The organism is Chryseobacterium bernardetii (assembly GCF_003815975.1).
GTDB lineage: Bacteria > Bacteroidota > Bacteroidia > Flavobacteriales > Weeksellaceae > Chryseobacterium > Chryseobacterium bernardetii.
This window is the reverse complement of record NZ_CP033932.1, coordinates 1,161,046-1,177,333: the sequence shown is the minus strand read 5'-3', so window position 1 is coordinate 1,177,333 and position 16,288 is coordinate 1,161,046. Positions and strand designations below refer to the sequence as shown.

Annotated in this window: 10 protein-coding genes; 7 read left to right on the top strand and 3 right to left on the bottom strand. The window is 33.6% G+C overall.

Annotated elements, in window-relative coordinates; translation table 11 throughout:
• On the bottom strand, positions 1–1,482 hold the full coding sequence (locus tag EG339_RS05500; RefSeq protein ID WP_123869227.1) for a hypothetical protein: 1,482 nt from the start codon (positions 1,480–1,482) through the stop codon (positions 1–3).
• A 61-nt stretch (positions 1,483–1,543) separates the two neighbouring features.
• Between EG339_RS05500 and EG339_RS05495 the strand changes: the two genes are divergently transcribed.
• The 6 genes from EG339_RS05495 (at position 1,544) to EG339_RS05470 (ending at position 10,424) form a co-directional block, all read left to right on the top strand.
• Positions 1,544–2,131 carry a thymidine kinase gene (locus EG339_RS05495; RefSeq protein WP_123869226.1) on the top strand — a complete coding sequence of 196 codons (588 nt, stop codon included), beginning with the start codon at positions 1,544–1,546 and terminating at the stop codon, positions 2,129–2,131.
• A 181-nt stretch (positions 2,132–2,312) separates the two neighbouring features.
• Positions 2,313–4,757: a bifunctional UDP-N-acetylmuramoyl-tripeptide:D-alanyl-D-alanine ligase/alanine racemase gene (locus EG339_RS05490; RefSeq protein ID WP_123869225.1), complete on the top strand. Its 2,445-nt coding sequence runs from the start codon at positions 2,313–2,315 to the stop codon at positions 4,755–4,757.
• Positions 4,758–4,759: 2 nt separating this feature from the next.
• A complete protein-coding gene (locus EG339_RS05485) occupies positions 4,760–6,916 on the top strand; it encodes a patatin-like phospholipase family protein (RefSeq protein ID WP_123869224.1) in 2,157 nt (718 codons plus the stop codon).
• Positions 6,917–6,920: 4 nt separating this feature from the next.
• Positions 6,921–7,346 (top strand): rRNA maturation RNase YbeY, encoded by a 426-nt coding sequence (gene ybeY, locus EG339_RS05480; RefSeq protein ID WP_123869223.1) that lies wholly within the window; start codon positions 6,921–6,923, stop codon positions 7,344–7,346.
• A 141-nt stretch (positions 7,347–7,487) separates the two neighbouring features.
• Complete coding sequence (gene mnmG / locus EG339_RS05475; protein ID WP_123869222.1) at positions 7,488–9,350, top strand: tRNA uridine-5-carboxymethylaminomethyl(34) synthesis enzyme MnmG; 1,863 nt, start codon at positions 7,488–7,490, stop codon at positions 9,348–9,350.
• A gap of 252 nt (positions 9,351–9,602) precedes the next feature.
• Positions 9,603–10,424, top strand: a complete 822-nt coding sequence (locus EG339_RS05470; protein WP_123869221.1) for a class I SAM-dependent methyltransferase — start codon at positions 9,603–9,605, stop codon at positions 10,422–10,424.
• Positions 10,425–11,361: 937 nt separating this feature from the next.
• Here EG339_RS05470 and EG339_RS05465 read toward each other — a convergent pair.
• Positions 11,362–13,260: a hypothetical protein gene (locus tag EG339_RS05465; RefSeq protein ID WP_123869220.1), complete on the bottom strand. Its 1,899-nt coding sequence runs from the start codon at positions 13,258–13,260 to the stop codon at positions 11,362–11,364.
• A gap of 395 nt (positions 13,261–13,655) precedes the next feature.
• The gene (locus EG339_RS05460) at positions 13,656–14,846 is read right to left on the bottom strand and encodes a phosphoglycerate kinase (RefSeq protein WP_123869219.1); all 1,191 of its coding nucleotides are present in this window, start codon (positions 14,844–14,846) and stop codon (positions 13,656–13,658) included.
• A 641-nt stretch (positions 14,847–15,487) separates the two neighbouring features.
• Between EG339_RS05460 and rpiB the strand changes: the two genes are divergently transcribed.
• Complete coding sequence (rpiB, locus tag EG339_RS05455) at positions 15,488–15,922, top strand: ribose 5-phosphate isomerase B (RefSeq protein WP_045492160.1); 435 nt, start codon at positions 15,488–15,490, stop codon at positions 15,920–15,922.
• Positions 15,923–16,288 lie beyond the last annotated feature (366 nt).

Here is a 16,288-nt window from a genome sequence, read left to right as displayed (position 1 = left end):
TTATAAGAATTTATTTTCCACCAATATCCAAAGTCGCTGGGCATATTCATCCACTTTATTCCATTTTCTTTCATAATAAAGATCGCTCAGGTATTCCTTGGCTTCTTCCAATGTTTTGAACTGGTTCAGATGGGCCACTGTTTCATTCAGATCTGCCTGGCTTCCTTCAAACAGCATTTTTGAGAAGGCAATCCGGTCATTCAAGTCCAGTTTAAACTCTGGTTTTTGCTTTTCAGCTTCCATAAAATTGGTAGGAATATTAGATTTCAGGATACTCCCTGTATCTTCTTTAACAGGTTCAGGCTGGCTTTCTTTTGGAAATTCTCTTTCCAGCGGATCATCATCAAACAGGGACTGAACAGCTTTCAACCCTCTGATATTGGCTAATTTTATTTTTTTCTCCTGATGATATTTATCTAAATTTTCAAAACTCTCATCAGAAGGATGTCTATCTGTTTCCTCGGGAACAGGTTTATCTATTTCAACAATTTTTCTTCTGTCATATACTTCAGCGAGAACATTTTCTTCCTGTTTTTCCTCTTCAGAATGGTCATTTTTAATATCGTTCACAATATTTTCAACGTTGGAAGTTTCTGTAGCCAGCTCTCCCTGTTCCAAAGAGATATTGGAGGCTACAAATTGCTCTTCATTCTCTTCAATAAGAATTTCATCGTCAAGCATTTCAGTATCAAAAATACTTGGAATGGTTTCTCTGACTTTATTCTCCTTGGTTTCATTTGCTTCTACAAAATCTGCCTGTTTTTTAATCTCAGCTTCATCATCGGCATCTATTTCATTGAGCTGATTATTGAAGATCGCTTCTTCTTCTGTCACTTCATTTTCAAACATATCTTCATTGATATCTTCATCTGAATCAGGGTGTGCATCTGCAAGAATTTTCTCTTCATCCACAAAACTTAAAACAGCTCCATCCGCAATAGAATGTTCATTTTCATCAATTTCATTCAGTTGATTATTGAAAACAGCTTCTTCTTCCGTTACATCTGCAGAAGCCGGAGTATGAACATTTCCAACAGATCTTTCTTCATTATTTTCTGCTACAAAGCTTATAATATTTTCATGGAATTCATTTTCAACAATTTCATTAAGCTGATTATTAAAGGCTTCTTCTTCATCAGTTTCAGTGATAAAACTGTCATTTTCATGCTCATCAATTTCGTTCAGTTCATTGTTAAAAATAGCTTCTTCTTCCGTTACTTCATTTCCTGAATCGTGGTGATGATCTGCCTCACCGGAAGTAAAAAAAGCAGAATGGCTGTCTGAATTCAGCACAGATTCTTCTGTAATGAAATATTCAATGTTTTTCTCCAGCAGTTTCAAAAAAGAAATCCTGTTAGCAAGCTCATCCACAAGATCTTGCTTGGAAAGTAATTCGTCTACGTTATTTATTTTGTCAAGATTATCAATGATATTCTTAGACTCAAATAAAATCTTTTCCTTTAAATCTTGGATATTTTGCATGATAAGATTCTTATTAAAATTGCTTACTTTTGATGTTGAAAATATACGGCTAATTTAACAAATGTTTTTAGAAAATACAATTAATCATTCCAAACAAAGTGGTTGGATGGAAGTGATTTGTGGCTCTATGTTTTCGGGTAAAACCGAGGAGTTGATCCGAAGATTACGTAGAGCAGAAATGGCAGGACAGAATGTGGAAATCTTTAAACCGAAACTGGATATCCGGTATTCTGAAGAGGATGTTGTTTCTCATAATCAGAATAAAATACGCAGTACCGCAGTAGACAATCCGAATGAGATTCTTCTGCTGGCATCCAACTGTGATGTGGTGGGAATAGATGAAGCACAGTTTTTTGACGAAAGCATTGTAGATATAGCGAATCAGCTGGCCAACAGCGGCATAAGAGTTGTAATTGCAGGACTAGATATGGATTTCCTGGGACGACCTTTCGGGCCAATGCCCAATTTGATGGCTACTGCAGAATATGTTACAAAAGTGCATGCTATTTGCAAGAGAACGGGTAACCTTGCCAACTACTCTATGAGAACCTCACAGGGAGACAATCTGGTAGAGCTGGGTGAAACCGAAAGCTACGAAGCCGTAAGCCGAAGGGTTTTTATTGATGAAGTTCTTTCAAAAAGAAAGTAATTAATTGAAGTAAAGACTCAAAACCATAAAAATATTCACTCATATAATATAAATGAAAAACGAAAAAGCAATACTGTAAAATTTCAAAAGGAGATCTGCTTAAAACAATGAGCTCTTCTGCCCTCTTTGCAATTTTACCCTTTTGCAATTTCGTATAAAAAATAAAGCAGAAAGGGTACCAATGAACTATACAGTACAACAAATTGCAGAGATCACCAATGCTGAAGTTATTGGAGACAAAACTTTAGTGGTTAAAAATATTGCCTATGACAGCAGGATTATTTATTCAATAAAGAATACCGCGTTTATTGCGATCAATACACATAAAAATTCTGGTGAAAAGTTCATTGAAGCTGCTATAGACAGGGGAATCAATATTATTATTTCCGAACATCACTATCCGCAGTTTGAAAATATAACATGGATCATTGTCAAGAATTCTGTGGATTTTTTACAACAATTAGCCAAGTATCACTATGAGAATTCTCATTTACGATCCATCGGAATCACAGGAAGTAATGGAAAAACCATTTTAAAGGAATGGCTGTACCAGTGTTTATGGAATGAATTCCCTACTGTTAAAAGCCCGAAAAGTTTTAATTCACAGATAGGGCTTCCCCTTTCCCTTCTTCAGATTAATAATTCTCATCAGCTGGGAATTTTTGAGGTGGGAATTTCTCATCCGAATGAAATGGAAAAACTGGAACATCTTTTCCATCCTCAGATCGGACTGTTAACGCATATCGGAACAGCTCACGCAGCTAACTTTTCTTCTGAAGAAGAACTGATTGATGAAAAGATCAAACTTTTCAAAGATTCTGAAGTGATCATTTATAATGGTGACCATTCTCTGGTAGATGAGAAAATAAAAAAATTATACTCAGATAAAAAATTAATCTCTTACGGGTTCAAAAAAGAAAATCAGGTCTTCATCAAAAAAAATATTAAGAATGAAAACATCGTTGTTGATTATTTTGGGGAAGAAATCAGTTTCCCTGCTCATCAGAGAGACGAATCAACGTTAACCAATGCTACAGCGCTTATCTCAGTTCTTAAGGTCTTGCAGGTCGAAAATAAAAAGATCGTTGAAAAAATCAACCTTTTAAAGGCCGTCGAAATGAGGCTTGAAGCAATCGAAGGAATTAAGGGCAATATTATCATCAATGATTCTTTCAACCTTGACCTTGATTCTCTGAAAACTGCCCTTCAATTTTTAAAGGAGTATAATAAACCGAAAAAATCTCTGGTATTAACAGACATCGTAGGGGTGAATTCCAATTCCCAGGAATTGTATGAAGAAGTTTCAGAATTGGTTAATGAACAAAATTTTGATTCTGTATTCCTGATTGGTGATGAAATTTCAAATTTTAGTGAATTATTTAAATCTAATACCTATACCTTCATTGATACCAAAGAACTGATCGAAAGTAAACATCTTTCCGAAATAGAAAATCAGATCATCCTTCTTAAAGGAGCCAGAAAATTTGAAATTGAAAAATTAAAAGATATTCTGGAACTCAGAAAACATGATACCGTTTTGGAAATTAATCTGAATGCTATTCTTCATAATATCAATTATCACAAATCACTGCTCAGGCCAAAAACGAAAATGATGGCTATGGTAAAAGCCAATGCCTACGGTTTGGGGAGTTATGAAATTTCAGAATTCCTGCAACACCATCACATCGATTATCTTGGTGTAGCATTTGCGGATGAAGGTGTAGAGCTTCGTAAAAAAGGAATCACCACTCCTATTGTTGTGATGAATCCGGAACAACACAGCTATCAAACTATCATAGAATATAACCTGGAACCTGAAATTTACAGCTTCAGGGTTTTAGAACTTTTCTATGAAGCTGTTCAAAAATCCGGGTATGATAAAAAATATCCAATTCATATCAAACTCGAAACGGGAATGCACCGTCTTGGGTTCAAAGGTTTTGAGCTGGATCAGCTGAGTGAAACTTTAAGTAGAAAAAATCTTAAAGTTCAGAGTATATTCAGTCACTTGTCCTCCTCAGATCTACCTGAAGAAAAGGAATTTACATTAGATCAGTTAAAGACATTTGATAAGAACTCCAGCCACCTGATCGAAAAACTGGGTTACACTCCTATCAGGCATATTTTAAATTCATCAGGAATTACAAGCTACACAGATCACCAATATGATATGGTAAGGATCGGTATCGGAATGCTTGGAGAATCTCCGGATACTGAAATTCAGAAACAATTACAGTCTGTGGTAAGTTTTAAAACCGTAATTTCACAGATATCAATGGTTGAAGGAGGTGAGTCTGTTGGATACAGCAGAAGATTTAAAACAGATCATCTTACAAAGATCGCTACCGTACCGGTTGGATATGCTGATGGTATTCCAAGACTGATCGGCAACCAGGTTGGAAGTTTGGGTGTACATAAAACACTAGCTCCAATTGTTGGAAATATCTGCATGGATATGATGATGATTAACGTGGAAAATATCCCCAATGTAAAGGAAGGCGATACGGTAACCGTCTTTAATGCAAAACCAACTTTAAAAGAGTTTGCAGGCTACTGCAAAACGATAACCTATGAAGTATTAACATCCATTTCGCCTCGGGTGAAACGGATCTATATAAAAGATTAACTATGAGAAAGCTCCTGATTCTTCTTTTCATATTCCCATTACTGTGGATCCAATCTCAGGTAAAAAAAGACCTTGTGATTCCGAAGAATGCCAAAATAGGACTATCGCTTGCCGGTGGTGGTGCCAAAGGTTTTTCACATGTAGGAGTACTTAAAGTATTAGATTCATTAGGAGTAAAAGTGGATTATATTGCCGGAACCAGTATGGGTGCCATTGTAGGTGGGCTGTATGCTTCCGGATATTCTGGTAAGGAAATAGAAAAAATCGTGATGGATACGGATTTCTATTCTTTAATTATGGATCCGAAATCCAGACAGGAAGCCAGCTTTTTCAATAAATCTGTAGACAAATATCTTTTATCCATTCCATTAAAGAATGGTAAAATTACACTTCCCTCTTCCATCAGTACCGGCCAGAGAAATGTTTATCTTTTAAAGGAACTTTTTAAAAATGTTTCCAATATTGAAGACTTTTCCAAAATGCCGATTCCATTTTTATGTGTTGCTACAAACCTGGAAAGCGGCAATATGCAGATCTTCGAAAAGGGAGATCTTGTACAGTCAATAATGGCCAGTTCTGCCTTCCCTTCCTTAATGGATCCTGTCAAAATCGGTGACAGTATTTATATAGATGGAGCGATGACGGTAAACTACCCGTCAAAGCCGTTAAAGGACAGGGGAATCGATATCGTGATTGGTGTAGACCTTAACCAGGATCTATCCAAAAGAGAGGATTTAAACAATATTATCTCAATTCTGAACCAGGTTATTGATTTCGGCATCAAGAGGGATACCAGAAAGCAGTATAAATATACAGACATCAATATTAAACCTAACCTTAAAGGAATGTCTGCCACAAGTTATGATGACAAGAAAAAAATTCTTGACAGTGGTTATGTAGAAGGTTTAAAATACTCCCATGTCCTTGACCAATTGCCTAAGCGGTCATTTGACCGTCTCAGACAACGTGTAAACCCTATATATTCCAATGTATATAAAATAGACAGTATTTCTATAGAAGGAAGTAAAATTTACGGCAAAAACTATACTTTAGGGAAAATGGGACTACGCCTTCCTTCCCTGCAAACTTATGGAAGTATCAATAAAATGATTGATAAACTTGTTGCTACAAACAACTACAAGTTCATTAACTATGATATTGTACAGGAAAACGACGCCAATTACTTAAAGCTTTATGTTACTGAAGATGATGCCAGACATTTTCTAAAGTTCGGATTACATTATGATGAAGTTTTTAAAACAGGTCTGCTTCTGAATTATTCTGCAAAGAGACTTTTATTTAAAAACTCCAATCTTTCTGCAGACCTGGTGGTAGGCGATAAAGTAAGGTACTATTTGAATTATTTTATAGATAACGGATATATTCCCGGATTTGGACTTTATTCTTCCGGAATGAGCTTTGACCTGAAAAACGCGGATAATAATATTATTGATAAATGGGAATGGACAAGGAATGAGGCTTATATACAATCTGTATGGAAAGATAAATATGCCATTGGTGGTGGTATTAGCCATGACTATTTTAAGGCTGAAATTAATGGTGATAATAAGCGTTACAGCCGATTCTTAAATCCATATGTATTTCTGAAGACCGATACGCAGGATGATAAGGAATTCCCCACAAAAGGAGTCTATTTTGCAGCTGAAGGAAAGGTTATTGACCTTTTAAAATCTGAAGTTGAAAAAAGAATCGTTCAGATAAAAGCAGATTTAAAAGTCAATATTCCGTTGGGAAAACAGTTCACCTACCGTCTTAATTTATTTGGAGGAGTGACCCTTGGAGAAAACCTTCCACTCTATTATCAATACAGATTGGGTGGAATATTCGAACAGAATATTATCAACTTCAAGCGATTTGGAGGTTTTTACTTCGCCCAGCTACATACCAATAATGTGATATTGGCGTCCAATGACCTTCAGTTCAGGTTTAATAAAAACTATTTTATCAGCGGAAATTTTAGCTTCGCTAACCTATCCAATGATATCAAATTTGAGGATGCAGTTAAAGTAAATTATAGTTCGCTAGGCATCACGGCTGGATATAAATCTCCTTTCGGGCAGATTAAAGTGAACTTCAGCCACTCACTTAAAAATAATCAAAAAGGCATATTCAGTGTTATTTTAGGACACTGGTTTTAATACAATGATACAATTCTTTTACGAAAATTTACCGGAATCGGTAGATACAGATTACAAACAATGGCTGGAAGATTTAATTCTTTCAGAAGAAAAAAAACTAGGAGAAATCAACTACATTTTCTGTGATGATGAATATCTTTTAAAGATTAATCAGGATTATTTACAGCATGATTATTATACGGACATCATCACTTTTGATTATGTAAAGGGGAAAACAATAAGCGCTGAGATTTTCGTATCTTTGCAACGCATTTCTGATAACGCCTCTACCCTTTCCCGAGATTATGAAGATGAATTAAGAAGGGTTTTAGCCCACGGAATCTTACACCTTATAGGCTATAAAGATAAGACAGAAGAAGAGGAAAAAGAGATGCGGAGAATGGAAGATCTGTACTTAGCCAAATATAGAGATTTAAAGGATCAAAATTAAATAATCACTTAAAGTCCGATATCTAAAGTACTCAATTCTAGTAATAATATCAATTTATCTAGAGTGCATTCTCCAAAAATGTTTCACGTGAAACATTAACAGTTAAAGTGAAGGTTTAAAGGTTAAACAGCAAGATATAAAATGATTTCAGAAATATATGACGTAATTGTAGTAGGTGCAGGACACGCAGGTTGTGAAGCAGCAGCAGCAGCAGCCAACCTGGGTTCAAAAACACTATTAATTACAATGAATATGCAGACCATCGGACAGATGAGTTGCAACCCGGCAATGGGTGGAATCGCAAAAGGACAAATTGTAAGAGAGATTGACGCAATGGGTGGATACTCCGGAATTGTAGCAGACAAATCTGCCATCCAATTCAAAATGCTTAATCTTTCAAAAGGTCCTGCCATGTGGTCCCCAAGAACCCAGAATGACAGAATGCTTTTTGCCGAAGAATGGCGACTGGCTTTAGAAAATACCCCTAATCTTGATTTCTTTCAGGATATGGTGAAACAACTGGTTGTTGAAAACAATAAAGTAACCGGAGTAATTACTTCCCTGGGAATTGAGATCAAAGGAAGATCTGTAGTTCTTACCAACGGAACTTTTCTTAATGGATTAATTCATGTTGGAGACAAACAGCTAGGAGGTGGAAGAATGGGTGAACCAAGAGCATTTGGTATTACAGAACAATTAGTAACTTTAGGCTTCGAAGCCGGAAGAATGAAAACCGGTACTCCACCAAGAGTTGATGGAAGAAGTTTGGATTATTCAAAAATGGAAGAACAGAAGGGAGATGAAAATCCTCAGAAGTTCAGCTACCTTGATACTCCGAAATTGACAAAACAATTAAGCTGTCATATTGTATATACTAATGAAACAGTACACGATATTCTTCGCGAAGGTTTTGACAGAAGTCCAATGTTCAATGGAACAATCCAAAGTTTAGGCCCAAGATACTGCCCAAGTATTGAAGATAAGATTAATCGTTTTGCTGAAAGAAACAGACATCAGCTTTTCGTAGAACCTGAAGGATGGAAAACTGTTGAGATCTACGTAAACGGATTTAGCTCTTCCCTTCCTGAAGATGTACAGATCAAGGCGATGAAACATATTCCAGGATTTGAAAATGTAAAAGTTTTCCGTCCGGGGTACGCTATTGAATATGACTACTTCCCTCCTACCCAATTGAAGCATACTTTAGAAACAAAATTGATTGACAATTTATATTTCGCAGGACAGATCAATGGAACAACAGGATATGAAGAAGCAGCAGGCCAAGGTCTGATTGCAGGAATCAATGCTCACAATAAAGTGCATGAAAAAGGCGAATTTATCCTGAACAGAGATGAAGCGTATATTGGAGTACTTATTGACGACCTTATTACAAAAGGAACAGAAGAACCATACAGAATGTTTACTTCACGTGCCGAATACAGACTTCTATTGAGACAGGATAATGCAGATATCAGATTAACTGAGAAAGCATATCAGCTAGGATTGGCAAAAGAAGAAAGATTAAGAAAAGTAGAGTCTAAAGTATCTGAAAGTCAGAAACTTGAAGAGTTTTTGCGCGAAACTTCTTTAAAACCAGGTGTAATTAACCCTATTTTGGAATCTATTGAAAGCAGTCCTGTAGACCAAGCCTATAGAGCAGCTCAGATTCTTACCAGACCTAATATGACTTTAGAAAAACTTGATGAAATTGATTTTATCAAAGAAGCTTCTTCTCAATACAATGATGAAGTAAGGGAACAGGCTGAAATCAATATAAAGTACAAAGGTTATATTGAAAAGGAAAAAGAGAACGTAGCTAAATTAAATCGTCTGGAAAATATTAAAATTCCTGAAGATTTTGATTATGCTAAGCTTTCCAGTCTTTCCGCAGAAGCAAAACAGAAGATGTCTAATGTACGGCCTAAGACCATTGCACAAGCAGGGAGGATAAGCGGTGTTTCTCCAGCTGACATTAATGTTTTACTCGTGTATTTAGGACGTTAAAATAAAAATGTTTCACGTGAAACATTTCTTACAATAAAAATGAAAATTAAGGTATTTATTAAGCTTTTAAAAAGTTGATGAATATCTTAATTTTTTAAGTTATATACTAATATCTCATGTCATTTCTACAAGAAGAACATATTTATAATAAACTCTTTTCCCTTTATAAACAAAGTTCAAAACAAGAAATGACATAATAGAATCTAAATCGTATATACTACTATTTATTAAATATAACAGATAGCAAATTCAATGAAAATAAAAGATCATTTTCTTTCACAGGAAATATTTGAAATTAAAGAAACAGAAACAAAGGGAGTATACAAAACCTACCCTATCCCATCCAATATTTCCAAATACTACGAAAGTGAAGATTACATTTCTCATCACCAGGATTCCGGAAGTCTGAAAGAAAAATTATACAAATTTCTTCAGTCTTTTAATCTGCGGTACAAAAAAAATATTCTTGTTGAAAGAATTCAACAAGGATCAAAAGTATTAGACTATGGGTGTGGTGCCGGAGAATTTGTAAAGTATATAGAAAATGATTTTGAAACGTTCGGTTTTGAACCTGATGCAGATGCAAGAAAAGCAGCACAGGGGAAAATTACAAAAGCAAAGATTCTGGATGATATTCAAAAGATAGAGGACAAAAGTCTGGATGCAATTACATTATGGCACGTATTTGAACACATAGAGAACCAGGATGAGATACTCAATATTTTTCACTCGAAATTAAAAGATAAAGGGCTTCTTATTATTGCTGTTCCTAATCCTACTTCTTATGATGCCAAACATTATAAAGAATATTGGGCTGCCTATGATGTACCGAGACACATCTATCATTTTTCTAAAAACGGAATGGAAAATCTGATTTCAAAAAAACCAGATTGGAAAATGAGAAAGATCAAACCTTTGATCCTTGACTCGTACTACATCTCTATGTTAAGCGAAAAATATAAAAAATCCCCCCTATTCTGGCTAAAAGCAAGTATCTATGGAACAATTTCGAACATAAAAGCCTCTTTTTCGAACGAATTTTCAAGTTTGATATATATTATCGAAAAAAGATAGATAATCGATTTTTAAGCCATTCCTGAAGGTCAATTTTCAGCATTTTACTTTATAAAGTTTAAAAACTCAGGGAATTTACTCTGAGTTTTTTTTTGAAAAATATGAAACATATGTTAATCTCAATTTCATTTTAAAAATTGATTTTAAAATTGTACTGTTAATTTTGTTTTGACTCCCCTACTCCACATTTAGCAAAACTGAATTTTTTGAAAATACTCAATCATCAAAAAAAATGACATAAGCCCCTAAACAAATAACCTTTGAGAAAGGATAGAAATTGGTTCAGAAAAGAGAAAATTCCGTTTCAAAATCATAATTCTAACAAAAACACCTCATTTACGAGCTCAATTTTATTCTATATATAAATACTCGGAAAATAATAATTTTTAAATTTTTAACCCTTTTCTGAAGGCCAAATTTGAGCTAAAAAAATTTTCTTTTGTATTTTATTTCTTTAAAAGCTTCATTGAAAATAAACATATTCGATAAAAAATAAAATAGCTAAAAAAAAATAATCCCATGAAAAAATTAACATGTGATTTCAATATTTAAGAATATGGGAAAAACGAAAATAAATTGAACTCAAATTATTTCATTAAAAAATTGAATGCACACAAAAATTTAAAAATTAAACAATCAAAATCAAGTATTCAAACTCAATCTACAAAACTTAAATCAATAGAATTCAAAAAAACAAAGAATAATGACAAGTTAAACTTTTGATTTGCAATAGAAAATAACAAGAAATAAACACTACGAAATAAAAAATAATATTACAAGAAAATATTGATAAAATACAAAGAAAAATAATCAAAATAAAACCAAATAAACAGGTTTAATCATTGATAAACAAGATAATACATTTCAATATTTAAAACATGAATAAAATCAAAATATATCACAATAAAAAAGACTGGATGATCTCCGGTCTTCATTATTATAAATTAATAATCAGGTTACTAACTAAATCTGGATTCCCTGAGAAAACAGAAGAAGTCATATTATCAACTTTAAATTTTATATCCCCTGTTCCACCAGCACCAAAAGTATGTGCATTAAAGAAAAGTTCCGGAAAAGGATATGTTGGCTGGATAGTATACATCCCTCCTACTCTCTTATGACTACTAGAAAGCACAGGACTGATTAAAACTGATGCACCAGCATTAATACTAGGCACAGGAGTGTTCACAAGAGATACAACGTATTTAGCCTTATTGGATGGGTCTGCCAAAAATACTGCAGAGGGTGTAAATTCAACTTTTGGCTGATTGGAGATGTAAATATTATCTCTTAATGTTGTAGATTGAATGATATCACTGTTAATTACAATTAAATTTTCAAGAGTATCTGAGACCAGTGCAGTAGTATTATCTGATATTAAACAGTAATTTAATTTTCTTGCATCAACATTCAGAATTTTTGAAGAAGCAGTGAAACTATTCCTCGAAATATTAATAAATGAGTAGTCTACATATTCTTTATATGGTGGATCAGCGTAAGTCAAATTCACTCCTAAAGAATGTCCAATAAAATGGTTATCACAGATTACTAACGATTCTGTTTCACAAGAAACCCCTATGGCAAACCTGGTAGGAATATCAGGATGTTCTATATTATAAAGAATATGTGAAACATTATTTTTAACAGTAATTCTTTCACATTTTCCAAACTTATTTTCAATGATTAATAAGGATTGCAACCCATTATATAATAGTGACTTACCTTCAACATGCCTATGTTTAACATTATTTGAAGTAATAAAAACATTAGAAGTAACACAATTTTCAGTACCCCATATATAAACTGCACCACATGTTACTTCAGCTATATTATCAGAAATAGTAATGTTATTAATAGGTCCTTTTTCATTATGATTACCAACCACAAAGTTCATTCGCACATAATTATAAACCTTATTATTTGAAAATGAAGCGTTACTACTATGAATTTCACATGCACAACCAATTAATCTCATCTGTTCATTTCCAATAAAAACGTTATCATGAACCGATAAAAAATTGGCGTTCCCATAAATTGTGGAATGATCATTATTAATAGTCTCAACACTTTTAACTAGATCTTCAAAAATACAATTTTGAATGGTTACTTTACTTCCATTCTCTCCCCAACCAACTGCAATACATTGGCTTAAATCACCATTAGTCCAGTATAACCCATCTATATCAACATTTGTACAATTTCCACCTTCAAAACCAATTCTTCGCATATGGGAACTTCTCATTTGTGAAAGTTCTCCGTTGAAGTCAATAATTCCCCTTCCTCTCATTGTTATATTAAACAACGGTAAAAATTTTGAAGGAGTTGGGTGATTTAATCCTGAAAAAAGAATAAATTTTTTATTATCAAAGAATTCCCCTAACTTGATAACACTATAGTCCTCAAACTCTATATCTAAATAAGATTTTAAATCAAAAATATTCGAATGTATTTGTGTAAATGCATTATCAGTGTAAGAATTAACAAGAAAATGGCCGCTGGGAAAAATAAGCTTAAGTCCTAATTGAGAGCTAATATCAAATGCTTTTTGAATAAGAGCTCTTTGGTCTACTGTATATGAAGATCTTACTCCAAATGTTGTTACATAAACTCTTTTCGTAGAAAAAACTACTGTATTCACATAATAATCATTTCCCCTCGAGCGATAAATAATTTCATCATTTAACACCCTGGAATCATCAGGAACAAGCAAGGTGCCATCAATCCAGGTACTTACTTTTTTAAAATTAACATTCTCTCCAGTAAAGCTATCAATAAGCTGAACAAGGTCATCATTGGGAGCCGGATTTCCTACGGAAAAAAATTCATTTGTATACATCTTTAAATTGTAATTTAGTATGGCAAATGTATTTCCTGATAACGTCAAAACTTGACGTATAAAATAATTTTTTAAGACCTAAAATTCACATTGCAAAAAATTCGCAGTCATTATAAAATTCAAACAAAATAACTAATAGTATTTAGGCAAATTTATAAGATTAAATGCTGCAAATCTCTCAATTTTATTAGATCAAAAACATAAGTTTTTCTTTATTGGCCAGTATAGAAACGTAACTTTCAGTAAATCAAAATATATTAATTTAATATAACTTAAGGTTATATCAAAAACTTATAAAATGCTAACACAATTCAGGATTTCTCAATGAAAATACAAGCATAAAAAAGCCTGCTAATAATATTAGCAGGCTTCAAAATATTGAATTTTATTCTCTATTAATTGTTAATAGCAGCTACGCCAGGAAGCTCAAGTCCTTCAAGACTTTCAAGCATTGCTCCACCACCTGTAGAAACATAGCTTACTTTATCTCCGTATCCGAATTGCTTAACGAATGCAACACTGTCACCACCTCCTACTAAAGAGAAAGCTCCCAATCTTGTTGCTTCAGCAATACTGTCTCCAAGAGCAACTGTTCCTCCGGCAAAGTTTGGCATCTCAAAAACTCCAATAGGACCATTCCAAAGAATTGTTCTTGAATTTAATAATACATCGTTGAACTGATCTCTTGATTTAAGACCAGCATCCAATCCCATCCAACCTTCAGGGATTGCATAGATATCAGCTTCTTTTCTTTCAGCATCATTATTAAAACTTTCAGCAATGATTGCATCAGACGGAAGATATACTTTTACTTTATGTTCCTTAGCTTTTGCTAAGATTTCCAATGCTAAAGGAAGTTTATCTTCTTCTACTAAAGAGTTACCAATTTTTCCTCCCAAAGCCTTAATAAATGTGAAGGCCATTCCACCACCAATAATTAAATTGTCAACTGCAGGAAGAATATTTTCTATAATGGTAATCTTAGTTGAAACCTTAGATCCTCCCAAAATTGCAGTAACTGGTTTTTCGCCACTTTTCAAAACTTTATCGATCGCCTGAAGTTCTTTAGCCATTAATAAACCGAAGAATTTAGTTGATGGAAAAAATTTAGCAATTACAGCTGTAGAAGCATGTGCTCTGTGTGCTGTTCCGAAAGCATCATTTACATATGCATCACCCAACTTAGAAAGTTTCTCAGCGAACCCTTCATCTCCTTTTTCTTCTTCATTGTGAAAACGTAGATTTTCCAATAATAAAATCTCACCCGGCTTCAAATCAGCAGCAGCCTGTTCAGCTTTCTCTCCGATGCACTCATCAACAAATTTCACTTCCTGTCCCAGAACATTTGAAACCTCACTAATAATATGTTTTAGAGAAAACTGGTCTTTCACCTCTCCTTTTGGCCTTCCAAGGTGTGTCATTAAAATAACAGAACCGCCATCCTTAAGGATTTTTTCAACAGTTGGTTTCACTGCAACAATTCTGGTATTGTCAGTCACATTCAACTGGTCATCCTGAGGAACATTGAAGTCAACTCTTACAAGAGCTTTCTTATCTTTAAAATTGAAGTCGTTAATTGTTTTCATTTTTATTTTCAGATTTTTTTTCTAAAGTTTCATGGTCTTCCTTCCGGCCCAGTTTAGATTTCAACAAATCCGGCAAAGGCAATTCCACAAATTTCTTTGATTTTTCGTTTCACAAATGTAAGGTTTTAAACTTTTTCAACAGATTGATCGAAATAAAAGTTTTCAAAAACTTTCCCCGAACCCAATCACCCATTAATCAACAAATCTTTTCTCTTTAAAAAAATAATAATGTAGTTGTTGTTATGTATTGTTAGTAACGGGGATAAGTTTTAGGCATAAAGTTTATAATACTCAACTGGTACACAATTCATAAATAACTCACATTGTAAAACTTTGTAAACCTGCATATTCACTCACTTATTCACAATTGTTGATAACTTTGCCAACAACGCATTATTAGTTATTTTATTATGGAAAAAGCTGGGGATAGCTTGAGAAAAGATCTGGAAAGTTGTGGGAAAAACTTTCGGAAAGATTTTCTATTACGAAATAATTTCATCTTTAAAAATAGAAAGTTGAAAAAAGTTTTCCACACTTATTAACATACCTTTTCACAATTAACCCACGGTTTACTAACACGAATTGTTATTATTCTTACCTTTGTAAGGAAATAAAATCTAAAAAAGCTTAATAAGAGTATTATGAAAAGAAAAATTGCTATTGCAGCGGACCATGCAGGCTATGAATATAAGGAGATTGTTAAAAACTATCTTTCAGAAAAGTTTGAAGTTCAGGATTTTGGAACGTTTTCCACAAACAGTGTGGATTATCCGGATTTTGTACACCCTGCTGCAACCTCTGTGGAAAACGGGGAAAATGAGTTGGGAATTCTGATCTGTGGAAGCGGAAACGGAGTTCAGATCACTGCAAACAAACACCAGAAAATCAGATGTGCACTTTGCTGGATGCCGGAGATTGCAACACTGGCAAGGCAGCATAATGATGCAAACATGATTTCCATTCCGGCTAGGTTTATATCAAAAGAACTGGCAATTGAAATTGTAGACAAATTTCTTTCAACAGAATTTGAAGGTGGAAGACACCAGAACAGAGTAGATAAAATTGCTGTTTGCTAAAATATACTGAGGCCTGTAATTCAATTGCAGGCCTTATTTATTTTTTATTTGTACATTTGCAGTGTTCAATAGAATTTATTATTCTATACTTCTCCTGAACCTTTGTAATATTTTAAAAATATTTTAAAGAAGGTTTTCTCTTTTCTTCTCCAGATTTGTATTAAATTTATACAAAACTAAAGCTTCCGTTATAAAGTAGATTTAGATAAAACAAGATTAAATTAAACATTAAGGTTTGATGAAATAAAAGTGTCTGCGGTTTTATTTTTTGTGATAAGTTGCTTTAACCTGACAGAAACAAAAAGTAATAATATGTTAAAAAACTGAAAGAGCTTTTAAAAAAATATACACAATAATATAAAGATA